24 protein-coding genes are annotated in these 25,374 nt (G+C 69.0%); 6 read left to right on the top strand and 18 right to left on the bottom strand.

Annotated features, from left to right (window positions below; translation table 11 throughout):
• Nucleotides 1-4: 4 nt before the first annotated feature.
• Nucleotides 5-1,531 carry a M48 family metalloprotease gene (locus L880_RS0104885; RefSeq protein ID WP_051443077.1) on the top strand — a complete coding sequence of 509 codons (1,527 nt, stop codon included), beginning with the start codon at nucleotides 5-7 and terminating at the stop codon, nucleotides 1,529-1,531.
• On the opposite strand, the gene L880_RS0104880 is transcribed toward L880_RS0104885, so the two are convergent.
• The 3 genes from L880_RS0104880 to L880_RS31665 all read right to left on the bottom strand — a co-directional run bounded on the left by L880_RS0104880 (nucleotide 1,499) and on the right by L880_RS31665 (nucleotide 3,181).
• On the bottom strand, nucleotides 1,499-1,852 hold the full coding sequence (locus L880_RS0104880) for a phage holin family protein (RefSeq protein WP_027474717.1): 354 nt from the start codon (nucleotides 1,850-1,852) through the stop codon (nucleotides 1,499-1,501). The two genes, L880_RS0104885 and L880_RS0104880, sit on opposite strands and share 33 nt — an antisense overlap.
• A gap of 43 nt (nucleotides 1,853-1,895) precedes the next feature.
• The gene (locus tag L880_RS0104875; RefSeq protein ID WP_027474716.1) at nucleotides 1,896-2,357 is read right to left on the bottom strand and encodes a hypothetical protein; all 462 of its coding nucleotides are present in this window, start codon (nucleotides 2,355-2,357) and stop codon (nucleotides 1,896-1,898) included.
• Between the two features lie 92 nt (nucleotides 2,358-2,449).
• A complete protein-coding gene (locus L880_RS31665; RefSeq protein WP_043328676.1) occupies nucleotides 2,450-3,181 on the bottom strand; it encodes a TerC family protein in 732 nt (243 codons plus the stop codon).
• Nucleotides 3,182-3,601: 420 nt separating this feature from the next.
• Here L880_RS31665 and L880_RS0104865 point away from each other — a divergent pair, with 420 nt between their 5' ends.
• Nucleotides 3,602-4,084 (top strand): DUF3717 domain-containing protein, encoded by a 483-nt coding sequence (locus tag L880_RS0104865; RefSeq protein ID WP_027474715.1) that lies wholly within the window; start codon nucleotides 3,602-3,604, stop codon nucleotides 4,082-4,084.
• Nucleotides 4,085-4,243: 159 nt separating this feature from the next.
• On the opposite strand, the gene L880_RS0104860 is transcribed toward L880_RS0104865, so the two are convergent.
• Nucleotides 4,244-4,804 carry a YaeQ family protein gene (locus tag L880_RS0104860; protein WP_027474714.1) on the bottom strand — a complete coding sequence of 187 codons (561 nt, stop codon included), beginning with the start codon at nucleotides 4,802-4,804 and terminating at the stop codon, nucleotides 4,244-4,246.
• Nucleotides 4,805-5,059: 255 nt separating this feature from the next.
• Between L880_RS0104860 and L880_RS0104855 the strand changes: the two genes are divergently transcribed.
• Nucleotides 5,060-5,488 (top strand): hypothetical protein, encoded by a 429-nt coding sequence (locus tag L880_RS0104855; protein WP_027474713.1) that lies wholly within the window; start codon nucleotides 5,060-5,062, stop codon nucleotides 5,486-5,488.
• Nucleotides 5,489-5,509: 21 nt separating this feature from the next.
• On the opposite strand, the gene purB is transcribed toward L880_RS0104855, so the two are convergent.
• Nucleotides 5,510-6,889: an adenylosuccinate lyase gene (purB, locus tag L880_RS0104850; protein WP_027474712.1), complete on the bottom strand. Its 1,380-nt coding sequence runs from the start codon at nucleotides 6,887-6,889 to the stop codon at nucleotides 5,510-5,512.
• Between the two features lie 91 nt (nucleotides 6,890-6,980).
• Between purB and L880_RS0104845 the strand changes: the two genes are divergently transcribed.
• Nucleotides 6,981-7,595 (top strand): glutathione S-transferase N-terminal domain-containing protein, encoded by a 615-nt coding sequence (locus L880_RS0104845; protein ID WP_019573903.1) that lies wholly within the window; start codon nucleotides 6,981-6,983, stop codon nucleotides 7,593-7,595.
• 92 nt (nucleotides 7,596-7,687) lie between these two features.
• Here L880_RS0104845 and L880_RS0104840 read toward each other — a convergent pair whose 3' ends face one another.
• The 9 genes from L880_RS0104840 to L880_RS0104800 form a co-directional block, all read right to left on the bottom strand.
• Entirely contained in the window at nucleotides 7,688-8,149 is a 462-nt protein-coding gene (locus tag L880_RS0104840) for a nuclear transport factor 2 family protein (RefSeq protein ID WP_051443076.1), read from the bottom strand.
• 2 nt (nucleotides 8,150-8,151) lie between these two features.
• Nucleotides 8,152-8,934 carry an SDR family NAD(P)-dependent oxidoreductase gene (locus L880_RS0104835; RefSeq protein ID WP_027474710.1) on the bottom strand — a complete coding sequence of 261 codons (783 nt, stop codon included), beginning with the start codon at nucleotides 8,932-8,934 and terminating at the stop codon, nucleotides 8,152-8,154.
• Entirely contained in the window at nucleotides 8,931-9,473 is a 543-nt protein-coding gene (locus L880_RS0104830; RefSeq protein WP_027474709.1) for a DUF3833 domain-containing protein, read from the bottom strand. Before L880_RS0104830 ends, L880_RS0104835 begins: the two co-directional genes overlap by 4 nt.
• Nucleotides 9,470-10,819: an MFS transporter gene (locus L880_RS0104825; protein ID WP_027474708.1), complete on the bottom strand. Its 1,350-nt coding sequence runs from the start codon at nucleotides 10,817-10,819 to the stop codon at nucleotides 9,470-9,472. The genes L880_RS0104830 and L880_RS0104825 overlap by 4 nt, the downstream gene beginning before the upstream one ends.
• A 13-nt stretch (nucleotides 10,820-10,832) precedes the next feature.
• Nucleotides 10,833-11,390: a chalcone isomerase family protein gene (locus L880_RS0104820; protein ID WP_027474707.1), complete on the bottom strand. Its 558-nt coding sequence runs from the start codon at nucleotides 11,388-11,390 to the stop codon at nucleotides 10,833-10,835.
• Entirely contained in the window at nucleotides 11,387-12,610 is a 1,224-nt protein-coding gene (locus L880_RS0104815) for an SAM-dependent methyltransferase (RefSeq protein ID WP_027474706.1), read from the bottom strand. The genes L880_RS0104820 and L880_RS0104815 overlap by 4 nt, the downstream gene beginning before the upstream one ends.
• A gap of 20 nt (nucleotides 12,611-12,630) precedes the next feature.
• Nucleotides 12,631-13,449 (bottom strand): DUF1365 domain-containing protein, encoded by an 819-nt coding sequence (locus tag L880_RS0104810; RefSeq protein ID WP_245614960.1) that lies wholly within the window; start codon nucleotides 13,447-13,449, stop codon nucleotides 12,631-12,633.
• Nucleotides 13,446-14,750, bottom strand: a complete 1,305-nt coding sequence (locus L880_RS0104805) for an NAD(P)/FAD-dependent oxidoreductase (RefSeq protein WP_027474704.1) — start codon at nucleotides 14,748-14,750, stop codon at nucleotides 13,446-13,448. Before L880_RS0104805 ends, L880_RS0104810 begins: the two co-directional genes overlap by 4 nt.
• A 269-nt stretch (nucleotides 14,751-15,019) precedes the next feature.
• Nucleotides 15,020-15,634, bottom strand: a complete 615-nt coding sequence (locus L880_RS0104800) for a glutathione peroxidase (RefSeq protein WP_027474703.1) — start codon at nucleotides 15,632-15,634, stop codon at nucleotides 15,020-15,022.
• Between the two features lie 184 nt (nucleotides 15,635-15,818).
• Between L880_RS0104800 and L880_RS0104795 the strand changes: the two genes are divergently transcribed.
• Both L880_RS0104795 and L880_RS0104790 read left to right on the top strand, forming a co-directional pair.
• Nucleotides 15,819-17,396, top strand: a complete 1,578-nt coding sequence (locus tag L880_RS0104795) for a cryptochrome/photolyase family protein (RefSeq protein ID WP_051443075.1) — start codon at nucleotides 15,819-15,821, stop codon at nucleotides 17,394-17,396.
• 50 nt (nucleotides 17,397-17,446) lie between these two features.
• The gene (locus L880_RS0104790) at nucleotides 17,447-18,307 is read left to right on the top strand and encodes a ferritin family protein (RefSeq protein ID WP_027474701.1); all 861 of its coding nucleotides are present in this window, start codon (nucleotides 17,447-17,449) and stop codon (nucleotides 18,305-18,307) included.
• A gap of 59 nt (nucleotides 18,308-18,366) precedes the next feature.
• Here the strand turns inward: L880_RS0104790 and L880_RS0104785 are convergent, their stop codons facing one another.
• Genes L880_RS0104785 through L880_RS31660 form a run of 4 tightly spaced genes read right to left on the bottom strand, consistent with a single transcriptional unit; the run spans nucleotide 18,367 to nucleotide 25,365 of the window.
• Nucleotides 18,367-19,584: an HD-GYP domain-containing protein gene (locus L880_RS0104785; RefSeq protein ID WP_027474700.1), complete on the bottom strand. Its 1,218-nt coding sequence runs from the start codon at nucleotides 19,582-19,584 to the stop codon at nucleotides 18,367-18,369.
• Between the two features lie 57 nt (nucleotides 19,585-19,641).
• Nucleotides 19,642-22,728: an efflux RND transporter permease subunit gene (locus L880_RS0104780; RefSeq protein WP_027474699.1), complete on the bottom strand. Its 3,087-nt coding sequence runs from the start codon at nucleotides 22,726-22,728 to the stop codon at nucleotides 19,642-19,644.
• A gap of 10 nt (nucleotides 22,729-22,738) precedes the next feature.
• Entirely contained in the window at nucleotides 22,739-23,860 is a 1,122-nt protein-coding gene (locus L880_RS0104775) for an efflux RND transporter periplasmic adaptor subunit (protein WP_027474698.1), read from the bottom strand.
• A gap of 8 nt (nucleotides 23,861-23,868) precedes the next feature.
• Nucleotides 23,869-25,365, bottom strand: a complete 1,497-nt coding sequence (locus tag L880_RS31660) for an efflux transporter outer membrane subunit (protein ID WP_084461022.1) — start codon at nucleotides 25,363-25,365, stop codon at nucleotides 23,869-23,871.
• Between the last annotated feature and the right edge of the window lie 9 nt (nucleotides 25,366-25,374).

The following is a 25,374-nucleotide window of genomic DNA, read 5'->3' as shown; positions in this document are numbered from 1 at the left end:
CATCGTGAACCGTTCTGCATTCCGCCGCCGCTGGCTGGCCCCATTGACCCTGGCCTTGCTCACCGCCTTGGGTGCGCCCACGCTCAGCAGCGCCCAGCTCCCCGCCCTCGGCGACGGCGAGGGCATGACCCTGGGCGCCGAACGCCGGTTGGGTGACCAGATCGCACGTGAGTTGTACCGCGACCCGGACTACCTCGATGACCCGGTGCTGCAGGAGTATGTGGAGGGCATCTGGCAGCAGTTGATGCAGGCGGCCCGCCAGCGGGGCGAGCTCACGCCCGACCAGGACGAGCGCTTTGCCTGGCAGGTCTTGTTGGGTAAGGATCGGCAGGTCAACGCCTTTGCCCTGCCGGGCGGCTACATGGGGGTGTACCTGGGGCTGATCGCCATCGTGGCCAACCGCGACGAGCTGGCCTCGGTGCTGGGGCATGAGCTCAGCCACATCACGCAGCGCCACATCTCCCGCATGATGAGCAAGGACAGCCAGCAGACCCCTTTGCTGGTCGCCGCGCTGATCCTCGCCGCGCTGGCCGCCAGCAAAAGCCCTGATGCGGCCAGCGCTCTGGTGGTGGGCGGGCAGGCGCTCACGGTGCAGAACCAGCTCAAGTTCTCGCGCGACATGGAGCGCGAGGCCGACCGGGTGGGCTATGGCGTCATGACCCAGGCGGGCTTCGATGGCCAGGGCTTCGTCACCATGTTCGACAAGCTGCAGCAGGCCTCGCGCCTGAACGACAACGGCGCCTACCCCTACCTGCGCAGCCACCCGCTGACCACCGAGCGCATCGCCGACATGCAGGCGCGCCAGGAGCTGCGCCCCGGCAGCAAGGTGGCGGTGCCGACCACGCTCGAGCACGCCCTCATCATGGCCCGGGCCCGCGCCATCAGCGCCGACAACATCGAGCTGCAGCGCCAGCGCCAGACCGAGCCCGACGGGCCCGCCTTCCGCCAGCAGCCGCCCGTGCGCCAGGCGCAGGCTTTGTACGGTGCAGCGTTGGCCTCCATGCAACTGCGCGACTGGCAAAAAGCCCGTGATGCGGTCAACCGCCTGCAGCCGCTGGTGCAGTCCAGCCCCGAGGCCTTGCGCCTGCAGCGCCTGCTGGTGGCCGAGCTCGATCTGGCCACGGGCAAGCCCGCCACGGCGGCTGCCTTGCCGACGGGGGCGCAAGTGCGGCGTCCAGAGCTGTTGCTGGGCACCCAGGGGCGCCTGGCCCTGGGCGGGGTGGACCAGGCCGAGCCGACGGCCGAAGCCCTGCAGACCTGGGTGACGGTACACCCCCACGATGGCACGGCCTGGCAGTGGTTGTCACGCGCCTGGGGGGCGGCTGGCAAGCCCTTGCGCGCCCTGCGGGCCGAGGCTGAGGCACAGGTGGCGCACTTCGACTACAGCGGCGCCATGGACCGCTTCAAGGCGGCACAAGACATGGTGCGGCGCGGCGGCAGTGCCGCCACCGACCATGTGGAGGCCTCGATCATCGACGCCCGCACCCGCGAGGTGGCCTCACTGCTGCGGGAACAGGCTGCGCAGCGCTGAGTCGATCACCATGCCCAGGGCCGAGTAGATCAGCGAGCCGATCAGGGCCGCGCCAAACCCGGTCACCTGAAAGCCTTTGAGCAGTTCGGCGGCGGCCCAGAACAGGAAGGCATTGATCACGAACAGGAACAGCCCCAGCGTCACCACCGTCACGGGCAGCGTCAGCACCACCAGGATGGGGCGCAACACGGCGTTGAACAGCCCGATGACCAGTGCCGCCACCAGGGCGGCGCTCAGGCTGGTGACCTGCACGCCCGGGTACAGGTAGGCCACGAACATCAGTGAGGCCGCGCTCAGCAGCCATTTCAGCAGCAGTTTCATGGGCGCAGCATAGCAGCAGGTTGCTTGCTGCGGCGCCCTGGCATCACTCGGTGGCCAGCACCAGGGCCGCGCCCAGGCCTGCCACGGCCCCGGGCACCGCCCAGCGCGCAGCATGGGGCTCGGGCTGGTTGTGGGTCACGGCGGGCAGGTCCTGGCCCAGCTTGGGGCGCCGGGCATCCAGCACCCGTGCGCCGGGGAACTGCCGGCGCAGGCTGTCCGACAGATCGGTCAGCGAGCCATGGGCCACCAGCCGGGTCAGTTGATCACCGGGGGCCACCAGGGCCTGCACCACGGGTTCGGTCACCTTGTCGGCCCAGCGGGCGCGCCAGTTCTCGCGGTTGGCGTAGCTCACCCATTTGCTCACACGGCGCGTCATGCGCGGCGGGCAGGCCACCAGGATCCAGTGGGTGGCCTGCTGCGCCGGGGCGGTGGCCGGCGCGAGCAGGGGCAGCAGCTGATGGCAGGCGTGGTCGGCATCGTCGAAGTAGGCAATCAGGGTGTCCATGGTTTCTCCTTGAGACGAGGGTGGCCGTGTGGGGCCGCTGGCGGGAACAGAAGCGGTCTTGGATGCGGTCGCGGACATGGCAAGGGCTTGGTTCATGCCGAGGTGTCCGAGCTGATTTGCGTGGTGCCGCGGCCGACCTGGTGGTTGGATTGGCGGCGCTGGTGCCGCCAGCCCGCGCCCAGCACGCCGACAATGGCCACCCCGTAGGTGCTCCAGCGGGCCAGCGTGTTCATCAGCTCAGGCGGGTCGAACACGGCGTCCAGCAGCGGCTCGCCCACGATCATGCGGGCGGCGGTGAAGGCCAGCACGGCGGCACCGGCATGGATGATCAGCGGGAAGCGTTCCACCAGCTTCAGCACCACCGAGCTGCCAAACACCACGATGGGCACGCTGATCAGCAGGCCCAGGATCACCAGGTCAAAAGCGCCGTGCGCGGCCCCGGCCACGCCCAGCACGTTGTCGATGCCCATCAGGGCGTCGGCCACCACAATCGTCTTCATGGCGCCCCAGAACGTGCTGGCGGCCGGGCCGTCGGCATGGCCGTCGCCGTCGTCGGCCAGCAGTTTGTAGGCGATCCACAGCAGGCCCAGCCCGCCGATCAGCATCAGGCCCGGCACCTTCAGCAGCCAGACCACGCCCACGGTCATCAGCGAGCGCACGCCGATGGCGCCCACCGTGCCCCACAGAATGGCTTTTTTCTGCAGATGGGCCGGCAGCTGGCGCGCGGCCAGGGCGATCACGATGGCGTTGTCGCCGGCCAGAACCAGATCGATCAGAACGATGGCCAGCAGGGCTGACCACCACGGTGCGGAAAGAAATTCCATGAAAAACACTCCAGGATGTGCAAGAACAAACCCTGGGCAAGGTGGCGGTCATGGTGGGGCTGGGCGCGCACCCGGGCGGATGCGGTGGCAGACACGCTTCGACCAAACCTGTCCCAGGTTCGAATCGAAGGTCTTGCTCGGCATGGAGTCATGCAGAAAATGCCCAACAAGCCGGAAGCCTAGGCTTCGTATTGACGACTTGTTGATCTGGTGTGGCCGCTGCACGGGGGTACAGGCCAACTCACACCGAGGGAGCTACTCCCCTTCGTGCTGCGATTTAACCACTGGTCGCAGAGGCCTTGCAAGTCGTAGGTTTTTGGGGGGCAGTCAATGACCCTTTGTGCGCCTCGGTGGCGGCCCTTTCAGCCCAGGCTGCCTGCGGCGGCGGATTATGATCGCGCCCCCTGTTTTGAAATTGCCATGGCCGGAATCCACATCACCGACATCGAAGCCGCCATCAACCACTGGCGCGCCAGGACGCCCTCGCCCGATGGCGTGGTCCTGTCGCCCGAGCTGCGCGCGCTGGCCGAGGTGTATGCCTTGATGGTGTATTTCCATGAGGACGAGGCCGACGAGTTCAGCCTGCCCGAGGCCGCCTGGCAGGCCTGGCAGGCCTGGTACGACACCACGCCCGACACCCCCTGCATCGCGATCTGCTCCACGAGTCAGGGCGACAGCCATTGCAAGGGCTGCGGCCGCACCTTTGACGAGGTGCAGCACTGGCCCGGCATGAGCGCCACCGAAAAACGCCACACCTGGCGCCGCATCACCCAGGAGGGCCACGCCTGGCGCTTCAACCGCTACCTGGAGCGCGCCGCCGAAGGCCCCGCCGCCGCAGCCCAGGCCATGCAGACCGCCGCCCAGGAAGCCCACCGGCAACGCCGCCGCCAAACAGCAGCCTGACCCGACCTCACGCGCCTGATGGTGAACAGGGCGATTGCTTGATCAGGCGTGCTCTAGAACGAAGAGGTCAGGCCGGCGCCGGGCCGCCCCAAGGCGGCCTGCGGCCCCCTTTGGGGGGCAGGGAGCGACACGAAGTGCGCGACCGTGGGGGCCAACAGTTCATTTCCAGCGGACGCACTCGATCTCGACGGTGTCTTTCGAGTCGCTCATCATCAGCGCACCTTCCTGCACCGTCGCCTGCAGCTGCATGCTGCGCTGCGCCAGCTTGGCCAGGGCCTGCGAGGCCTCGGTGGGCACGCGCCACACCTGCAGCTTGTCCATGCGGCTGACCTTGTTCTCCATGGTCTTCCACCACACCTCGGCGGCGTGGTGAAAGCAGTACACCAGCACCTGATCCGATTTCTGGCAGGCCTTGAGCATGGGTTTTTCCTCGGGTTGGCCCACTTCCACCCACACCCGCTTGTGCCCGGTGAAGTCGGTCAGCGACACATCGGGGTCGTCCGGGTCTGACAGCCCGGCGCCAAAGGCCAGGGTGCCGTCGCCGTTGCACACGTCCTGCAACTGGTGCGCCTGCAGGGCCAGGGCGGCCAGGCGGATCATCATGCGTTCGTCGGTCTCGCTGGGGTGGCGCGCCAGGGTCAGGGCATGGTCCGCGTAGTAGTTGTGGTCGATGTCGGCAATCGACAGCGCGGCTTTGAAGATGGTGGATTTGAGAGCCATGAGGCGTTCTTGTTCTGAAAGGGGAAGGGCGGAAAACCCATGCCGGGGCGTGCGCCGCGAGGGCCGGATGCGGCTATGCTGGCAGCTGGAGACGCACCCTGCGGTGGGTCTGTCCATCCGAATGGAGCTTTGACTGCCATGGGTCCAACCTCGCATTTCACCACAGCCGCGGTTTTGGCCCGGCGCTCTGCACTGTGGCTCGTTTGTGGGCTGCTCGGTGGCGGCCTCACGGTGGTCAGGGCTGAGTCTGCTGCGGTGTGGCGTCTCAAGGATGCCCAGGGCCACACCGTGTTCACCGACCGCGTCAGCGAAGAAGACATCGCCTCAGGCCGGGCGCAGCCCGTGAAGGTCGACAAGGTGACGCCCGAGATGGCCGCCCAGGCCCAGGCCAGACGCCAGCATGAGCAAGCCGAGATCGACCGCTACAACCAGCAGCTCAACCAGAAGCTGCAGCGCCGCAGCGAGGCGGCCCGGGCCGTGGAGCTGGCCCGCCAGCACCTGGAACAGGCCCAGGCCCTGTACCTGGCCGGTGAAGCCCCGCGTGAGGATGAGTCCAACCGGGTGCGCACGGGCTCGCGGCTCAGTGAGCGCTATGCCCAGCGCCGACTGCGCGAGCGCCAGGCTGTCGACAACGCGGCGCTGGCACTGCAGCGCGCCCAGGCTTACCAGGCCTCGCTGCCCTGAGCAGGTTCAGGCCTGTGGGCCTCAGGCCCGGCGCGCCAGTTCGGCGGCCTTGCCCACGTAGCTGCCCGGCGTCATGGCCAGCAGGCGGTCTTTTTCTGCCTGCGGGATGTCCAGCGAGCGGATCAGGCCATGCAGGGCCTCGGCCGTCACCGTCTTGCCGCGGGTCACTTCCTTGAGCTTCTCGTAGGCGCCTTGCACACCGAAGCGGCGCATCACGGTCTGGATGGGCTCGGCCAGCACTTCCCACGAGGCGTCCAGGTCGGCGGCCAGGGCTTCTTCGTTGAGTTCGAGCTTGTTCAGGCCCACCATCAGCGAGTTGTAGGCCAGCGCGGCGTAGCCCAGGGCCACACCGATGTTGCGCAGCACGGTGCTGTCGGTCAGGTCACGCTGCCAGCGGCTCACCGGCAGCTTTTCGCTCAGGTGGCGCAGCACGGCATTGGCCAGGCCCAGGTTGCCTTCGGCGTTCTCGAAGTCGATCGGGTTGACCTTGTGCGGCATGGTCGACGAGCCGATCTCGCCGGCCTTCAGGCGCTGCTTGAAGTAGCCCAGGCTCACATAGCCCCACACATCGCGCGACCAGTCGACCAGGATGGTGTTGGCGCGGGCCACGGCGTCGAAGAACTCGGCCATGTAATCGTGCGGCTCGATCTGGATGCTGTAGGGCTGGAAGGTCAGGCCCAGGCCCAGCGGCTCGGGCGACTCGATCACCTTCTTGCTGAAGGCTTCCCAGTCGAAGTCGGGCCAGGCCGAGAGGTGGGCGTTGTAGTTGCCCACGGCGCCATTCATCTTGCCCATCAGCTTCACCGCGGCGATCTTCTCGCGGGCGGCGGCCAGGCGCACCAGCACGTTGGCCACTTCCTTGCCCACCGTGGTGGGGCTGGCGGTCTGGCCGTGGGTGCGGCTGAGCAGCGGCACGTCGGCGTAGGCGTGGGCCATGTCGCGCAGCTTGGTGATGATGCCGTCCAGGGCCGGCAGGATCACCACGTCGCGCGCGGCCTTGATCTGCAGCGCGTGGCTGGTGTTGTTGATGTCTTCGCTGGTGCAGGCAAAGTGCACGAACTCGCTGGCGGCCTGCAGTTCGGGGCGGGCCTCGAACTTCGACTTGATCCAGTATTCCACGGCCTTCACGTCGTGGTTGGTGGTCTTTTCGATCTCCTTGATGGCCAGGCCGTCGGCCTCGGAGAAGTTCTTCACCAGGCCCAGCAGGTAGGTGCGGGCGCCCGGGGTGAGGGGCTTGAATTCATCAAAGCCGGCGTCGGACAGCGCGATGAACCACGCCACCTCCACCTGCACACGGCGGTGCATGTATCCCAGCTCGCTCATGAGCGGGCGCAGGGGGCTGAGTTTGCTGGCGTAACGACCGTCCAGCGGCGAAAGGGCGGAGATGGGTGAGAAGCTCATACCTGAATTGTAGGTTGCCGGGCCAGGACAGGGGCGACTCGATAGAATGCGCTGCACGGATCCCTGGTCCCATTCCCTGAGACATAGACACATGAAATTGATCGGTTCTACCACCAGCCCGTATGTGCGAAAAGTGCGCATCGTGATGGCCGAAAAAAAGCTCGACTACCAGTTCGTCATCGAGAACGTCTGGGCCGATGACACGACGATCAGCACCTCCAACCCCCTGGGCAAGGTGCCGTGTCTGGTCATGGAGGGCGGCGAAGCCGTCTTCGATTCGCGCGTCATCGTCGAGTACCTCGACACCCTGTCGCCCGTGGGCAAGCTCATCCCGGCCCAGGGCCGCGAGCGCGCCGAGGTCAAGACCTGGGAGGCCCTGGCCGACGGCCTCATGGACGCCGGCCTGCTGGCGCGCATGGAAACCGTGTGGGCGCACCGCCCGCCCGAGCAGCAGTGCCAGGCCTGGATCGACCGCCAGATGGGCAAGATCACCGAAAGCCTCAAGGCCATGAGCCAGGGCCTGGGCGACAAGCCGTTCTGCAGCGGCATCCACCTCAGCCTGTCCGACATCGCGGTGGGCTGCGCCCTGGGCTGGCTCGAGTTCCGCTTCCCCGAGGTGCCCTGGCGCACCGAGCACCCCAACCTGGCCCGCCTGATGGACAAGCTGATGCAACGCCCCAGCTTCGCCGACACCCGCCCGGCCTGAGCCCTCGGGCCGGTGCGCCCCACCTGCAACGCAAAAACCGGCCTTGGCCGGTTTTTTTCTGGGCGCTGTGCCCCAGCGCACAGGGGGGGGCCTCAGTGCCGGGCCCGCTCCTTCAGCCAGCGCATCACGCTGCCCACCACGGGCAGTTTCTCGTACAGCTCTTCGGCCGCGTCCCAGTAGTCGCGGTGCAGCGTGATCAGCCCTTGCTCGTCGTACACCAGGTGGCTGGCGCCGCGCACCGTCTGCCACTGGGTGGGCGAGAAGCGCTGGAATCGGAACACGAAGTCCCAGGTCAGAAAGCAGTGGGGGCCCTGCACCACGCGCTGCGTGACGATGAAGTGCGGCTCGTGCAGCGACACGAACATGTGCCGGAACACGCCCTCGATGGCCGGCAGGCCGCGCACCTCGTTGAAGGGGTCCTTGAACACCGCGTGGGCGGCGTAGTGCTGTCCCAGGTCGGCCAGATCGCTCGGGCGCAGGTGCTCGAAGAACTGCACCGTGCGCTGCACCGCTGCATCGATTCCGCTGGAGGCGGGTGGCAAGTTGTCGGTCATGGTCAGAGTCCGGTGAAGCGGCGCACCAGCGGAAAGTACACAGGATACGGCAGGCACTGCAGCAGCTTCATCACGCGCGTGAACCGCTTCGGGAAGTGGATGTCGAAATCGCCCTGGCGCCAGCCCTGCAGCATGGCCTGCGCCGCCTGCTCGGGGCTGATCAGGGCCGGCATGGCAAAGTCGTTCTGCGCCGTCAGCGGGGTGGCCACGAAGCCCGGGTTGACCACGCTCACGCCCAGGCCCAGGTCCTGCAGGTCCAGGTACAGGGTCTCGGCCAGGTGGATCAGGGCGGCCTTGGTCGGGCCATAGGCCAGGCTGTTGGGCAAGCCGCGGTAGCCCGCCACGCTGCTGACCAGGCTCAGGTGCCCAGGCCGGCCGGTGCGGGCCGCTTCGATCATGCCGGGCAGCACGGCATCCAGCACGTGCAGGGCCCCCACGTAGTTGATCTGCAGGTGCTGCAGCAGGCTGTTGAGGCACATCTGCGTGGCCCGCATGGGCTCGTAGTAGCCGGCGCAGTACAGCATCAGGTCCAGTGGCCCCTCGCCCAGCACCTGGGCGGCCACGGCCTGCACCTGATCGCGCCGCGTCACGTCCAGGGCCAGGCCCTGGCTGCCGGGGTGCTGCCGGGCAAAGGCCTGCAGCGCCTCGGCATTGCGCGCCGAAACGATCACCTGGGCGCCCCGCTGGTGCAGCGCGCTGGCCGTGGCCAGCCCGATGCCGCTGGAGGCCCCCACCAGCCACACGCGCCGCCCCTGCCAGTCGGTGATGCGCGGGTTGCGGCTCATGGCTGCGCCTTCTGGAACGACAGCAGCACCTCGCCCAGGCGCACGCCGAACTTGCTCATGGTGGCCCGGTTCAGCATGGTCTGCGGGCTCATCAGGATCATCCAGTCATCAAACTGCACGTGGTAGGTGCTGCCGTCCACCGGCAGCGCCAGGGTGTAGTTCCAGCGCAGGGCGTTGCCGGCCACCTGGCCTTGGGCCTCGCCGATCACATCGTCGGCCCGGCCCCGGTAGCGGCCATCGGCCAGTCGGGTCAGGTGCCAGACGCGGCGCTGGGTGCTGCCGTCCGAGTAGCTGAAGTGTTCGTCCAGCACGCCTTCGTCGCCTTCCCAGCGGCAATCCATCACCACGGTGAAGCGCTTCACGATGTGGCCACCTCGGTCCTGGAACAGGCCCTGGGCGTCGACCCGGCCATTGAAGAACTGGCGCAGGTCCAGGGCGGGTTTCTCGGCCGCATAGTCGCTCACCTGGGGGCCGGCACAGCCTGCCAGCGCCAAGGTGGCGGCGCCCAGGGCGTAACGCAGAAAGTGTTGTCGGTTCATGGTGTGTCGGTGGGTGAGGGTTGAAGAAGGGCCCCGGGCCGGGCTCGGTCCTGGGCAGCGGGCCGCAGGATCAGCCCGTACAGCGCCAGCGCCGCGGCCAGCTTGAGCGCGCAAGGCAGTGCCGCATAGCCCAGGCTCAGGGCCTGCAGGCCGGCGGCGTCGGTGCTGCCAGGCGTGTAGCCCAGCGCGGCCAGCAGGGGCAAGGCCAGGCCCGCGGCCAGTGCCAGGTTCAGTTTGTTGGCAAAGTTCCACCAGCCGAAGCTGGCACCGGCCGAGGCCGCACCGGGCTGGGCCAGCACGCCGGCCAGCAAGGCGCCAGGCACCACCAGGTCGGCCCCCAGGGTCAGCCCCGACAAGGCGCAGATCCAGCGGAACGCCATCACCTGCCCGGCCCCCAGCGTGGTGGCCCAGGCAAACACCGCCACCGCCAGCAGCATGCCTGCCAGCCAGCAGGGTGCCAGGCCCCAGCGCGCCACGGCACGCAGCCACAGCGGCATGGCCGCGGCGGCGCTCAGAAAATACAGGCCCAGCAACACCGGCTCCTGCCCGGGCGCGGCCTGCAGTCGGTCCTGCACAAAGAACAGCAGCAAGGTGGCTGGCACGGCGCTGGCAATGCCGTTGAGCACAAACACCCCCATCAGGCGGCGGAACGCGGCCTGTCGCCAGGGCTGCCACAGCCCCGCAGGGCCTGCGGCATCGCTGGCCGGTGGCAGGGGCGGCGGCACCGGTGCCCGGTGCCAGGCCAGCCAGCCCAGCACCAGCAGCCCGCTGAAGGCGCCGAGCATGGCCGGCACCCCCAGCAGCGTGGGCAGCACCGAGGCCAGCACCACCCCCAGCAGCCCGGCGCCTTCGCGCCAGGCCACCACCCGGCCGCGCTGGGCCTCATTGCCGCCCAGCCGGGCCCCCCAGGCCTGGTGGGTGATGCTCAGCAGGCTGTAGGCCGGGTAGGCCAGGGCCAGGCCCACGGCGGCCCAGACCAGCAAGGCCCCGGGGCTGCGCACCTGGGGCATGAACACGGCCCACAGCGCCAGTGCCAGCAAGGCCCCGGCCACGGCGCAGGCGCGCCACACGGCCCGGGGCGAGTGCTGCAGCAGGCGATCGGCGAGCCGGCCCAGGCCGGGGTCGACCAGCGCATCCAGCAGGCGGGCGCCCAGCAGCACACCCCCCAGGGCCGCCAGGGGCGCCCCCAGCGTGCTCGCGTAGTGGTGGGGCAGCACCACGTACAGGGGCAGGGCCACAAAGGCCAGCGGCAGGCCCATCAGGCCATAGGCCAGGCCTTGCGGCAGGGTCAGGGCTGCAAGTGCAGTGGAGGCGGTGGGGCCTGCAGGGGCAATGGGTTCGGCCATCAGGCGCATCCCCTCAACGGGTGCCGGTCACCGGGGCCAGCAAGGCCTGCCGCAGCGAGGGCTCCGAGGTTGCTGCGGACAGCCAGATGCCGAAGAACAGGCGCGAAAAGCGGGCGTCCTCCAGCGTGCCCAGGGGGCGGTCGTTGTGCACAAAGCGGGCGCCGGTGTCGGGCTGGTGCAGGCCCAGCAGACGGTCGCCGTTCTTCACGTCGGGCAGCAGGGCCTGCAACTGGGCTTGCCAGCGGGCGCCCTGTTCGTCGCTGATGGGCTCGATGCGGCGCATCTCGCTGAGCGAGCGCTTGGCAATGGCTTCGGCGCTGAAGTCGCGCAGGTACAGCAGCTCGAGTGCCAGCGGCAGGCTGGCGTACTGCTCGGCGCGAAAGCCGGGGCTCACCCACAGCCGGGCCTGGTAGACCGACCAGCCCAGAAAGCGCATGGTGGCCTCGCCGGCCGGCACGGTGCCGGGCAGGGGCGTGGCTGCTGTGGCTGCTGTTGCTGCTGTGGCCGTTGCGGCAGGGCCGGCACCGGCCGCCAGCGCGGCCCACCAGGCCAGGTGTTGGCGGCGTTTCATGCCGGTTTCACCAGGGTGTACTGCACCAGATCGATGCTGCCCATCGAGAAGCCGGCCTCGCAGTAGGCCAGGTAGAACTCCCAGATGTGCATGAAGCGCTCGTCAAAGCCCAGTTGCTGGATCTGGCTGCGCTGGGCCAGAAAGCGCTCGCGCCAGCGTCTCAGGGTTTCGGCGTAGTCCTGGCCGAAGGCAAAGCTGTCTTCCACCCGCAGCCCGGCGGCTTCGGCGGCCTGGCGGAACTCGCGTGGGCAGGGCAGGCAGCCGCCCGGAAAGATGTACTGCTGGATGAAGTCGGTCGAGCCGATGTAGCGCTCGAACAGCGCGTCATCGATCACGATGCTCTGGATGCAGGCCCGCCCACCGGGCTTGAGCAGGCGCTCAATGGCCGAGAAGTAGGTGGGCCAGTATTCGCGGCCCACCGCCTCCACCATCTCGATCGAGCACACCGCGTCGTAGGGGCCGTCGTCGATGTCGCGGTAGTCCTGCAGGCGCAGGTCGGCCCGGTCTTGCACGCCCAGGGCCTGCATGCGCCGGCGGGCAAAGTCCAGCTGCTCGGTGGACAGGGTCACGCCGGTCAGCCGGGCCTGGAACTCAGTGGTGCTCATCTCGGCCAGGGCGCCCCAGCCGCAGCCGATCTCCAGCACCCGGTCGCCCGCTTGCACCCGGGCCATGCGCAGGGCACGGCGCACCTTGGCGTGCTGGGCGCTGCGCATGTCCTGCTCCGGCCCGGCCTCGAACCAGGCCGACGAGTAGTTCATCGTGTCGTCCAGCCACAGCTCGTAGAAGGCATTGCCCAGGTCGTAATGGGCGTGGATGTTCTTCTGGCTGTTGTGCCGCGTGTTGCGGTTGAGCAGGTGCTTGATGCGGTACAGCAGGCGGCCGGCCCAGCTGCCGTAGATCACATCGTCCACGTGCTGGCGGTTGGCCAGGAACACCTTGAGCAGCTCGGTCAGGTTGGGGGTGGTCCAGTCACCGGCGATGTAGCTCTCGGCAAACCCGATGTCGCCCGATTTCAGGGCGGCCCGGCACACCTGCCAGTTGCGCAGCGTCATGGCCGCTGCGGGGCCGTGGCCGTCGCCGAAGTGGTGCAGGGTGCCGTCGGGCAGTTGCACGGTCAGCGAGCCGTGCTGCAGGCGCTGCAGCAGCCTGAGCGCGGTGCGGGCGGCGGCGGGGGTGCCCTGCGGCAGGGTGAACGAGGTGGGGGCGGTGCTGCTGTTCATGGCGGTCGGGGTGGGTCAGGTCAACGGCTGACGAAGGCGGCAGGCGCTTCGGGTTTGCGGTGAAAGGGCACGCGCTTGAGCCACAGCCTGAGCGCCTGCAGGTGGATGCGGGCCATCAGCGCCAGCGTCATCAGGGGGTGGCCCCACAGCGCGCGGCGCACGCTTGTGGGCGTGATCGGCTCCAGCGTGCCGCTGACGCTGGTCTGCAGCAGCGGGCCCTGGGCATCGTCGTGGTCGATGCGCACCACCGTGCGGTCCAGGCCGTCTCGTTGCGTGCGCATGAAGCGAAAGCGGTAGCCGCCCTGCACTGCGCAGAACGGCGACACATGGAACACCTTGCGCGCCTGCAACTCGGCGCCCCAGAAGGGCCCGGCGTCGGGTTCGTCCAGCAAGTAGCAATGGCGCTCGCCGAAGGTGTTGTTCACCTCGACCACGATGGCGCGCAGCGTGCCGTCGGCCCGGTGGCAGTACCAGAAGCTCACGGGCTTGAAGGTGTAGCCCAGCACGCGTGGGTAGCAATGCAGCCAGACGGGGCCGGTGGCGTCAAGGATGCCCTCGGCCTGCAGCACCTGCTCCAGCCAGGCCAGGGCACCGCCCTGGCTGGCCGGGCGACCATCGCCGTGGTCCACGTCGTGAAAGCTCAGGGCGCCGCGCCGGTTGATGGCCAGCGGGCCCTGGCAGGCGGCCAGCTCGCGCATCGGCAGCAGCACGAAGAAGGTGGGGTAGGCAAAGGCATGGCGCCGCGGCCGCAGCCGGGTGTGGCGCACCTGGCCGAAGCCCAGCAGGGGCTGGGGCGGTCTGGCAGAGGGGCTGCGGTGCTCCATGGGGCGTGGCTTCATGCGGCCTGGGCGTGGGGGGCTGCCAGGGTGGGCTGCAGCATGGCGGCGGCCTGCAGGCCCGATTTCAGGCCGTCCTCATGGAAGCCATAGCCTGTCCAGGCGCCGCAGAACCAGGTGTGTTGGCGGCCCTGCAGGCTGGGCACCTGCTGCTGGGCCGCGATGGCCGCCAGATCGAACACCGGGTGCTCGTAGTCGTACTCGCCCAGCACCTGGGCCGGGTCGATTTCTTTCACCGGGTTGAGCGAGACCAGCACCGGCTGTTCAAAGGGCAGCGGCTGCAGCCGGTTGATCAGGTAGTGCAGGCAGACGCGGGTGGATTCCTGGGCGCTGTCGGCTGCGCGTTCGTAGTTCCAGGCGGCCCAGGCCTGGCGCCGCTGGGGCAGCACGCTGGCGTCGGTGTGCAGCACGGCCCGGTTGGCCTGGTAGCGGATGGCGCCCAGCACCTCGCGCTCCAGGATGCTGGCGTCGCCCAGCAGGCCCAGGGCCTGGTCGGGGTGGGTGGCCAGCACCAGGCGGTCGAAGCGTTCGGCACCGGTGTCGCTGATCACGCGCACGCCGGCGGCATCGCGCTCGATGCGGCGCACGGGCGTGTTCAGCCGCTTGTCGTCCAGGCCGGCCAGGATCTTGTCCACATAGTTTCGGGCACCGCCGGTCACGGTGTGCCACTGCGGCCGCTGGCTGACCTGGATCAGGCCGTGGTTGTGGCAGAACCGGATCATCGTCGCCACCGGGAACTTCAGCATCTGGTCGGTCGGGCAACTCCAGATGCAGCCCAGCATGGGCAGGAAGTACCAGTCGCGGAAGGCGTCGCCGAAGCGGTGCTGGCGCAGGAAATCAGCCAGCGGCTGCATCAGGGCGCTTTCTTCATGGGCCTGGGCGATGCGCGTGCACAGCGCGTTGAAGCGCAGCAGGTCGGCCAGCATGCCCAGAAAGCGAGGCCGCAGCAGGTTGCTGCGCTGGGCGAACACCGTGGCCAGGCTGGAGCCGCTCCACTCCAGGCTGTGGCGGCCCAGCGCCCCGGGGGCCTGCACCGAGAACGACATGTCGGAGGGCGAGGTGGCCACACCCAACTCGGCCAGCAGCCGGATCAGTTGCGGGTAGGTGCGTTCATTGAAGACCAGAAAGCCGGTGTCCACCCCATGGGTGACCGGACCGCGTGCCGTGGGCAGGGTGATGTCGACCGTGTGGGTGTGTCCGCCAAAGTAGCTGCCGGCCTCGAACAAGGTGACGGCGGCCTGGCCGCGCAAGGCATGGGCGGCGGCCAATCCGGAAATGCCGGATCCGATCACGGCGACCTTCATGGGCGGCCTCCGATGCATGGGGGGTTGGCCCCGGCGGGAGACGGAAAGAAAAGTGTTGCGAAGCGCCCCGGAACGAAGGAGGGAGGGAGGGAGGAGGAGAAGCGTTCCAGGATTTCGACCGGCCTATACAGTGCCGGAAGGCTTCGCAACAACAAAAGGAACTGTGAACCAGGAGTTCTCAGTGCCCGATAGAGTGGGGCCACTTCACAAAAGTTCCAGGGCTGCAAACGTAAATTCCCGTAAAGACAAGACATGTTTTTCTCCGGGTCTCAGCGCGCCTGCAACTCGTGCTGCAGCGCCTTGAGCAGGCCCTTGTCGTCAGGGCCGCTCATGCTGGAATAGCTGGCCACCACCCGGCCGTCGCGCCCCAACAGGTATTTGTAGAAGTTCCAGCGCGGCTTCTGGCCCGACAGCTCCGCCAGTTGCTTGAAGAAGGGCGAGGCATCGGCCCCGGTCACACTGCTTTTGGCAAACATGGGGAACTTCACCCCGAAGGTGTTTTCGCAGAAGTCGGCAATCTGCTTGTTGTCGCCGGTCTCTTGGGAAAAGTCGTTCGATGGAAAGCCCAACACCACCAGACCCTGGTCCTTGTAGCGCGCGTACAGTGCCTCCAGGCCCTTGTACTGCCCCGTGAAGCCGCAGTAGCTGGCCGTGTTCACCACCAGCACCACCTTGCCGGCGTACTGGCACAGCGACTGGGGCTTTTCGTCCTGCAGCCGGGCAAAGGTGTGCTGCAGGGTGGCTGGGCAGCTGGGCGCGGCGCCGGCATTCGCAGCGGCGGTGGCCGTGGCCGTGGCCGTGGCCGCCTGCGATGCCGCAGGCATCAGCCCTGAGAGCAGGCCCAGGGCCAGCCCCGGCAGCAGCCTGGAAAGCAGTTTTTTCATGGGGCCTCCTGGGGCGGAATCGGTGACGATCAGGACACAATGGTCTGGCATCGATTCCGAAGGGTTTTGGATTTGTACTGAAGTGTATTTGATCGATACTAAACAGTATTGATTACACCATTTTGCCAGTCGGGTTTTTGCCTGTCTGTGCAGTTCTTTTTGCGTCACCCTGTTTTTGTTGCCCATGACCACGACCCATGACCGCTCCGGCCCCGCCTGGACCCGCCCGCGCCGGGTGGTCTGGGTGTTGGGCGATCAGCTCTGGTTCGGCCACCCGGCCCTGCGTGATTTCAACCCTGAGTGCGACCATGTGCTGATGGTCGAGGCGCCGGGCGAGGCCTCGGTGGTCTGGAGCCACAAGGCGCGCATCGCGCTGTTCCTGTCGGCCATGCGCCACTTCTGCAACGAGGTGCACCGCCGCGGCTGGGCCTACACCTATGTGCGTCTGGACGAGCAGCCCGACACCCCCGATCTCGACGGGCGCGCCCTGCAGGTCTTGCAGGCCCTGCAGCCCGAGCAGCTGCGCCTGTGCGAGCCCGGCGAGTGGCGCACCCTGGAAGATGTGCGCCGGGTCGCCCATGCGGCCGGTGTGGCGCTGGAGGTGCTGCCCGACCCGCATTTCATGTGTTCCCGCGCCGAATTCGCGCGCTGGGCGCTGGGCAAGAAAGAGCTGCGCCAGGAGTTCTTCTACCGCGACATGCGCCGCCGCCACCAGGTGCTCATGAACGGGCGTGACCCGGTGGGCGGGCAGTGGAACTTCGATGTCGAGAACCGCCGGGGTTACCCGGCCAGCGGCCCGGGCGCCATCCCCGAGCCCGAGTTCTTCGAGCCCGATCGCATCACCGTGCAGGTCATCGCGCTGGTGGAAAAGCACTTTCCCGACCACCCGGGCTCGCTGGCGCATTTTGGCTGGCCGGTGACCCGCGAGCAGGCGCTGGAGGCGCTGGAGCGCTTTGTCTCGGTGCGGCTGGCCCATTTCGGCCCACACCAGGACGCCCTGTGGACGGCCACGCCCTGGGGCTGGCACTCGCTGCTGTCGGTGGCGCTCAACCTGCACCTGCTGGACCCGCGCGAGGTGCTGGCCGCCGCCGAGGCCGCCTGGCGCGAGCACCACCTGCCACTGGCCAGCGTCGAAGGCTTTGTGCGCCAGGTGCTGGGCTGGCGCGAGTTCATCCGAGGCGTGTACTGGCTCGACATGCCGCAACTGGCCGAGTCCAACCTCTGGGGCCACCAGCGGGGGCTGCCCGCCTGGTACTGGAGCGGCGAGACCCGCATGGCCTGCATGCGCGAGGTGGTGCAGCAGACCCTGGCCCACGGCTATGCGCACCACATCCAGCGCCTGATGGTCACGGGCCAGTTCGCCTTGCTGGCCGAGATCGAGCCGCGCCAGGTCGGCGACTGGTACCTGGCCATGTATGTCGATGCGGTGGAGTGGGTGGAGTTGCCCAACACCCTGGGCATGGCCCTGGGCGCCTGCGGCGGGCGCTTCACCAGCAAGCCCTACATCGCCAGCGGGCAGTACATCCAGCGCATGAGCAACTACTGCGGTGCCTGCCCGTACAAGCCGGCGCAGCGCACGGGCGATACCGCCTGTCCTGTCACCGTGCTCTATTGGCGGTTTTTGCTGCGCCACGAAGACGAGTTCAAGGCCCATCCGCGCATGGCCCTGGTGGCGCGCAGCCTGGGCCGCCTGCAGCCTGCCGAGCGTCTCGCCATAACCGAAAAGGCCGATCATGTCCTTGATCACCTCGATGATTTGTAAAGGTTTTTCAGGCCTCGCCCTTAAAATCGAGGCGATTCACGAAAGACAGCATGCTTTACCCCGAACTTTTCAAACAACTCGAATCCGTCCGCTGGGACATGGACAAGGACATCCCCTGGGACCAATTTGACGCTTCGCAGCTGTCGGACGAGCAGGCCCAGACCATCAAGATGAACGCCATCACCGAGTGGGCCGCGCTGCCGGCCACCGAGATGTTCCTGCGTGACAACCGGGGTGACAGCGACTTCTCGGCCTTCATGTCGATCTGGTTCTTTGAAGAGCAAAAGCACTCGCTGGTCTTGATGGAGTACCTGCGCCGCTTCCGTCCCGACCTGGTGCCCACCGAGCAGGAGCTGCACGAGATCCGTTTTGAATTCGATCCCGCGCCGGCCCTGGAAACCCTGATGCTGCACTTCTGCGGCGAGATCCGCCTCAACCACTGGTACCGCCGTGCCGCCGAATGGCACACCGAGCCGGTGATCAAGCAGATCTACACCACCCTCAGCCAGGACGAGGCCCGCCACGGCGGCGCCTACCTGCGCTACATGAAGCGCGCCATCAACAACTTCGGCAACGAAGCCAAGGCCGCCTTCGCCAAGGTGGGCGTGCTGATGGCCAGCGCCCGCCGCACCGCCCAGGCGCTGCACCCCACCAACCTGCACGTCAACAAGCAGCTGTTCCCGCGCGACACCATCCAGAGCCGCCTGCCCAACCCCGAGTGGCTGGAAACCTGGCTCGACAGCCAGATCAACTTCGATGCCGTGTGGGAAACCAAGGTGGTCGACCGCATCCTGCACAACATGAGCCTGCTGCTGGACCGCAGCTTCAAGACCGTGCAAGAGCTCAATCGCTACCGCAAGGAAGTCTCGGCCACCCTGGTCAGCCCGGCGGGCGGTGCCCAGCCGGCCTGAGCCCGGGCCCCAACGACAAACGGCCCCTCGGGGCCGTTTTGTTTTTCAGCTTTCTGCCTTCAGATCAGGGTCAGCAGGCGTTCCAGCGGCAGCTTGACCTTCACCTCGCGCGCGGGCAGCCCGGCGGTGATCTTGAAGTCGGGCCGGGCCGTGTCACGCGGCGGGGGCTCGGCCATCGCCATGCCTTGGCGGCTGATCACCACGCTCACGCGCGGTGTGCTGGGGGTGGCGCCGCGTCGCGTCACCACGCCCACCTCGCCGGAGGCCAGTTTCACGTAAGAGCCCGGCGCGTACATGCCCACCGCCTTGACCAGGGCGGCGCCGGCCTCGTCCACCTTCTTGTCTTCGTCGAAGTAGCTGCCCTGCATGGCGGCCGTGCTGGGCAGCGGAAAGCGCGTGGCGCGCGGGGCCATGCGGGCGCCGAAGATGTCGGCGCGCTGGATCAGCCGCGCCATCTGCTGGGCCGGGGGGCGGCCCGTCAGCGGGCCGGGGCTGCGGTCGTGGTGGTGGCGCACGGCGTCCAGCCAGTCCGGGTCGTGGATGCCCAGGTTCTTGAGCATGTCCACCGACTTCTGCGAATGGCCGTCAATGGCCTCGACCTGGGCCGAGCTCAAGGGCAGGCTTTGCTGGGCCAGCTGGTCCTGCAGCTCGGTCATGCTGATGTTCATGGTCAGCGCGGCCAGCCCCAGGCTGTTCACCCGCTCCTCCGGCCACTGCAAGACCGTGCGGGCCGCCAGCATGCACACCACCGACACCAGCATGGCGTGGGTGGCGCTGTAGAGCCGGGTCTCGCCGGCCGACAGGTGCATCAGGGCAAACAGCGTGGCGTCGGTCTGGCGCTGCGTCAGCAAGGCCAGGTCGGCGTGCAGCTGGAACAGCCGCGTCATGAAGCTGGTGCTCTCGGGCTGGCGCAGCACGTTGCTGGCGCGGGTCTGGATGTCGTGCCAGTTCGGGCGTGCCGTCGGGTCGGTGATGGTGGGGGCGGTGCTGTCCGGCCCCTTGCCGTCGGTCACGAACTGGGTCGACGCGATGGCGCCCAGGGTCTTGCCCTCGCGCACCATCGAATGCAGCTTGCTCACATAGGCGCGGTGGCTTTCGCCCGACTCGTCGGTGTCCACGCACAGGCTCATGCCGCGCAAGGCCATCTGCTGCAGTTCGTCCTTGGACTGCACCACATAGCCCTTCTGGGCCAACAGCACCCCGGTGGCACTGCGCAGGATGAAGGGCAGTGGGTGACCCAGCGGGATGGTTTCGAGTTCGAGCTTGACGAGCTTCATAGGCGTCATCAATTATGTATGTATTCGTAACAAGTGACGCATCTCCGGCCTGGGTGTTTACGCCTCTTTTTGACCGATGGCAGGGGCCGGGGCGCTGGGCCGCCGTCGCCAGGGGCGGCCCTGGGCCAGGTCGTCCATGGCGGTGAAGACGGCTGGAATCACCAGCAGGCTCAGCAGGGTGGAGGTGATCAGGCCGCCGATCACGGCCACTGCCATGGGCGAGCGGAACGAGGCATCGGCGGCGCCCAGGCCCAGGGCGATCGGCAGCATGCCCGCGCCCATGGCCAGGGTGGTCATGATGATGGGCCGGGCCCGCTTGTGGCAGGCATCCAACAGGGCCTCGCTGCGGCTCATGCCGTGTTCGCGGCGCGCCAGGATGGCGTATTCCACCAGCAGGATCGAGTTCTTGGTGGCGATGCCCATCAGCATGATCAGCCCGATCAGCGAAGGCATCGAAAAACTCTTCTGCGCCATCAGCAGGCCCACAAAGGCCCCGCCCAGCGACAGCGGCAGCGCGGCCAGGATGGTCACCGGGTGCAGCAGGTGCTTGAACAGCAGCACCAGCACGATGTAGATGCACAACACCCCGGTCAGCATGGCCAGGCCGAAACTGGCAAACAGCTCGCCCATCACCTCGGCATCGCCCACCTCCACCACCCGCACCCCGGGGGGCAGCTGGCGCACGGCGGGCAGGGCTTGCACGGCCTTGGCCACGTCGCCCAGCGGCAGGCCCGAGAGCTCGATCTCGAAGTTCACATTGCGCGAGCGGTCGTAGCGGTCGATCACCGCGGGCCCGCCCGAGGCGCTCAGCGTGGCCACCTGGTCCAGCAGCACCGGGCCGCGCGTGCCGGGCACGCTCAGTCGGCCCAGCAGCGCCAGGTCCTGGCGGGCGGCGGGGTCGAGCTGCACCACGATCGGCACCTGGCGCTGGGCCAGGTTGAGTTTGGCCAGGCCCAGTTCGTAGTCGCCCACGGTGGCGATGCGCAGCGTGTCGGCGATGGCCGTGCTGGTCACGCCCAGGTCGGCGGCACGGGCAAAGTCGGGCCGCACCGCGATCTCGGGCCGCACCAGGCTGGCGCTCGAGGCCACGCTGCCCAGGCCGGGGATGGTGCGCAGGTCTTTCTCCACCGCCAGGGCGGCCTGCTGCAGGGCCGCCGGGTCGTCACCGGTCAGCACCAGGATGTATTTCTCGCCCGAGCCGCCCAGGCCCACCTTGCTGCGCACGCCGGCCAGCGGCTCCAGCGCTGCGCGCAGGCGGTTTTCCAGCACCGGCTTGGGCGGGCGCTGGCCGCGCTCGGCCAGTTGCAGCGTCAGGGTGGCACGCCGCACCTCCGAGGCGCCCTGCGGGGCAAAGGGGTCGCCACCCGCGCTGCCGCCGCCGATCGTGGTGTAGACGCTCTTCACCTCGCCGATGGCGCTCACCCGCTGGCGCGCCTCTTCGGCCGCGGCCCGGGTCTGGGCCAGCGTGCTGCCGGGGGGCAGCTCCAGGTACACCTGGGTCTGCGAGTTGTCGTCGGGCGGGATGAAGCCGGTGGGCAGCAGCGGGATCAGCAGCAGCGAGCCGACAAAAAAGGCCAGCGTGAAGCCCAGCGTGGCCCAGCGGTGCCGCAGGCACCAGCCGGCCCAGCGCAGGTACAGGCGCATCCAGCGCGGGTCGGGCTCGGCCTCGGGCTGGGGCCGCAGCAGGTAGGCCGCCATCATGGGCGTGAGCACCCGCGCCACCAGCAGCGAGGCCAGCACGGCTAGCGCGGCGGTCCAGCCGAACTGCTTGAAGAAGCGCCCGGCGATGCCGCTCATGAAGGCGGTGGGCAGAAACACCGCCACCAGGGTGAAGGTGGTGGCCACCACGGCCAGGCCGATCTCGTCGGCCGCCTCCATGGCGGCCTGGTAGGGGCTCTTGCCCATGCGCAGGTGGCGCACGATGTTCTCCACCTCGACGATGGCGTCGTCCACCAGGATGCCCACCACCAGCGACAGCGCCAGCAAGGTGATCACATTGATCGAAAAGCCCAGCCAGGCCATGCCGATGAAGGCCGGGATCACCGACAGCGGCAGCGCCACCGCCGACACCAGGGTGGCGCGCGCGTCGCGCAGGAACAGCCACACCACCACCACCGCCAACAGGGCGCCCTCGTACAGCAGGTGCATCGAGCCGTCGTACTCGTCCTGCACCGGCGCCACAAAATCGAAAGCCTCGGTGATCTCCACATCGGGCCGCTCGGCACGCAGCGCGGCCAGGGCCTGGCGCACCGCCGCGCCCACCTCGACCTCGCTGGCGCCGCGGCTGCGCGCCACCTCGAAGCCCACCACCGGCTGGCCGTTCAGCAGGGCGGCGGCCCGGGGCTCGGCCACGGTGTCGCTGACCCGGGCCAGCTGGCTCAGGCGCAGCTGGCGGCCGTCGCCCAGCGGCAGGGCCAGCGCGGCCACGCCGGCCGCGTCCTGCACCGTGGCCAGGGTGCGCACGGGTTGCTCGCCGCCGCCCAGGTCGGTGCGCCCGCCGGCGCTTTCCACCTGCACCTGGCGCAGCTGGCGCGACACCTCAGCCGCCGTCACCCCCAGGGCCTGCAGCTTCAGGGGGTCCAGTGCCACCTGGATCTGCCGCTCGGCGCCGCCGACCCGGTTCACGGCGCCCACGCCGCGCACCGTCAGCAGTCGCCGCGCCACGGTGTTGTCCACGAACCAGGACAGGGCCTCGTCGTCCAGTGCGGCGCTGCGCACGCTGTAGGCCAGGATGGGCTGGGCCGCCAGGTCCATCTTGGTGACGATGGGGTCGCGCACATCGGCGGGCAGATCGGCCCGCACGCGCGAGACGGCCGAGCGCACATCGTCCACCGCCTCCTGCACCGGCTTTTCCAGGCGGAACTCGGCCGTCAGGGTGACGCCGCCGTCCTGCACCTTGGTGTAGAGGTGCTTGAGGCCCTGCAGCGTGGCCAGGCTGTTCTCGATCTTGCGCGCCACGTCGTTTTCCAGCTGTGCGGGCGCCGCCCCGGGCAGTGACACCGTCACCGTCACGGTGGGCAGGTCGATGTCGGGAAAGTTCTGCACCTTCATGCTCTGGAAGGCCACCAGCCCACCGAAGGTGAGCAGCACGAACAGCATCAGGGCCGGAACCGGGTTGCGGATGGACCAGGCGGAGACATTCATGCCGGGCTCCTCAGCGCTGCGGGGCCGCCGGAGCCGCCGAGGCCGGCGGGTTGCTCACCCGCACCCGGTCGCCCTGGTTCAGAAAGCCGGCGCCTTGCAGCACCACCGTGGCCCCAGGGGCCAGGCCGCGCAGCACTTCCACCTGCTCGCCCTGGCGGCGCCCGGTTTCCACCTTGCGCTGCTGCACGTTCTGCTGCGCGTCCAGCTCGAACACATAGCTGAAGCCGTCGCGCACCACCAGGGCTTGCTGCGGCAGGGTCAGGGCGGGGCTCTGGCCCAGCTCGAATTCGCCGCGGGCGAACAGGCCCGGGCGCAGCTCGGGGTGGGGCTTCAGGTCGACATAGACCAGGGCGTTGCGCGTCTGCGGGTCGATGGTGGGCGCCAGTTGGCGCACCTCGCCCATCACCTGGGCCCCGCTGGGCAGGCCCAGGCGCACCCGGGTGCCCCGGCGCAGGCGCGGCAGCTCGGCGGCGGTCACCTCGGCGCGCCACTCCAGCCGGTTCTGCCGGATCAGGCGGAACAGCTCGGTGCCACTGGCGGGCACGGCCCCCACGGTGGCGCTGCGGGCCGAGATCACGCCGCTGTCGGGGGCCAGCACCTGGGTCTGGCGCAGCCGCAGCTCCTGGGTCTGCACGCTGGCGCGCGCCGCCAGCACGCGGGCCTGGGCGGCCCGTTCGGCGCTCAGGGCCTGGCTGATCTGCTGCTCGCTCAGCGCCCCGCCGGCCTGCACCTGGCGCGTGCGGCTGGCGTTGGCCACCGCCTCGTCGGCATTGGCTTCGGCCTCCAGCAGGGCGGCCCGGGCCTGGGCCAGATCGGCTTGCACGGTCTCGTCGGCCAGGCGGGCCAGCAGCTGGCCGGCGCGCACCGTGTCGCCCACGTTGACCAGCACCTGGGTCAGGCGCAGGCCCTGGGCTTCCAGGCTGACCAGGGCCTCCTGCCAGGCGGCCACGTTGCCGTTGGCGCTCAGTTGCAGGGGCAGGCTGGCCTGGCTGGGCCGGGTGGTGCTGACGGTCAGGGCCGGGCGGGCCGGGCGGGCCGAGTCCGGCTCGGCCCCCTGGGCCAGGGCGGCGATCAGGCCCAGCATGCAAGCCAGGGCCAGGGCGGCGGGTCGTGTGCGGCGTGTGCGGTTCATGTCGGGTCTCACAGAGAGGGGCCGGGGCGGGCCGGGCCCGCGGCGGCACTGGCTTCCTGGGGGGTGGGTGCGGTGGGAGCGGAGGGCACGGCAGGTTCGGTGGGGGCGCTGGTGTTGCCGTCCCAGCCGCCGCCGGCGGCGCGGTACAGGTTGATCCAGGCCAGTTGGCGCTCCAGGGCCAGGGTGCTCAGGCTGGTCTGCGCCGCCAGGGCGCTGCGCCGGGCTTCTTCCACTTCGGCCAGGCTGGCCAGGCCGGCGCGCTGGCGCGCCTGGGTGTGCTGCAGCACGCGCTCATACCCTTCGCTGGCCTGTCGGGCATCGTGCTGTCTTTGCTGCGCCGAGGCCAGGTTCAGCAGCGCCTCTTCCACTTCGCGCACGGCCTGGCGCACGCGGGCCTGGTGCAGCGCCACGGCCTCGGTGTAGCGGGCCTGGGCGGCCTGGCGCTCGGCCTTCAGGCGCCCGCCGTCGGTGATCGGAAAGCTCAGGCTCAGCGGCCCCAGCGACCAGGTGGAAAGTTGCTGGGTGCTGCCCCGGGCATCCAGGCGCAGCGCGCTCACCGAGCCCTGCAGGCTCAGCTGCGGGTAGCCGGCGGCGTCGGCCTGCTGCACCTCGGCCCAGTTGGCGGCCAGTTGGCGCGTGGCCTGGACCACGTCGGGGCGTTGCTCCAGCACCCGGGCGGGCAGGCTGTCCAGGCTGAACAGGGCGTCGGGCGGGGCCGGGGGCTCGTTGTCTTGCCGGCTGTCAAAGAAGCCGGGGGGCTGGCCGGTCAGCGCCACCAGGGCCCGCACCTGCACCTCACACTGGGTCTGCTGCTGGCGCCAGCGTTGTCGGCCCTCGGCCGCGCTGGCCTGCGCCAGGCTGAGGGTGCTGGCCGATTGCAGGCCGGCACGGGTGGCTTGCCCCAGCCAGTCGGCGCTGGCCTCGCGCGAGCGCGCATCGGCGGCGGCCAAGCGGGCCTGCGCCCCGCATTGGCGCCATTGAACGTACTGGCTGGCCACCTCGGCCGCCACGCTCACACGGGCCTCATGCCACTGGGCGCGGGCGCCTTGCAGCCGGGCCTCGCTGGCGGCCAGTGCCGCCCGGTTCATGCCGAACAGATCGGCCTCCCAGCTCAGCTGCGGGCCGGCCGAGGCGATGGTGGCCACGCTGCCCAGGGCGGTGGAGTAGCCGCGGCTCACGCTGGCGTTGCCGCTGAGCAGGGGTTGCAGCTTGGCCGCCGCCTCCACGCGCTGGGTGCGCGCCTCGACCAGCCGCGCCTGGGCGCTGGCCAGCCCTGGGCTCAGGGCCTGGGCCTGCTCGATCAGCCGGGGCAGCACCGGGTCGTTCCATTGCCCCCACCAGTCGGCCAAGGCCTGGGTCTGGCCGCCGTGCGGCAGGGGTGCGCTCCAGCGCTCGGGGGCGCTGGCCGGCAGCGGCGGCATGGCCGGGGGCGCGGCACAGGCCGCCAGGGCCAGGGGCAGTGCGGCCAGCAGGGCGCGCCCGGTCAGAACAAAAGCGGGTGTCATGGCGGCGGA

Source organism: Curvibacter gracilis ATCC BAA-807 (assembly GCF_000518645.1).
GTDB lineage: Bacteria > Pseudomonadota > Gammaproteobacteria > Burkholderiales > Burkholderiaceae_C > Curvibacter > Curvibacter gracilis.
The sequence above is the reverse complement of the archived record's forward strand: the minus strand, read 5'-3'. Positions and strand labels throughout refer to the sequence as shown.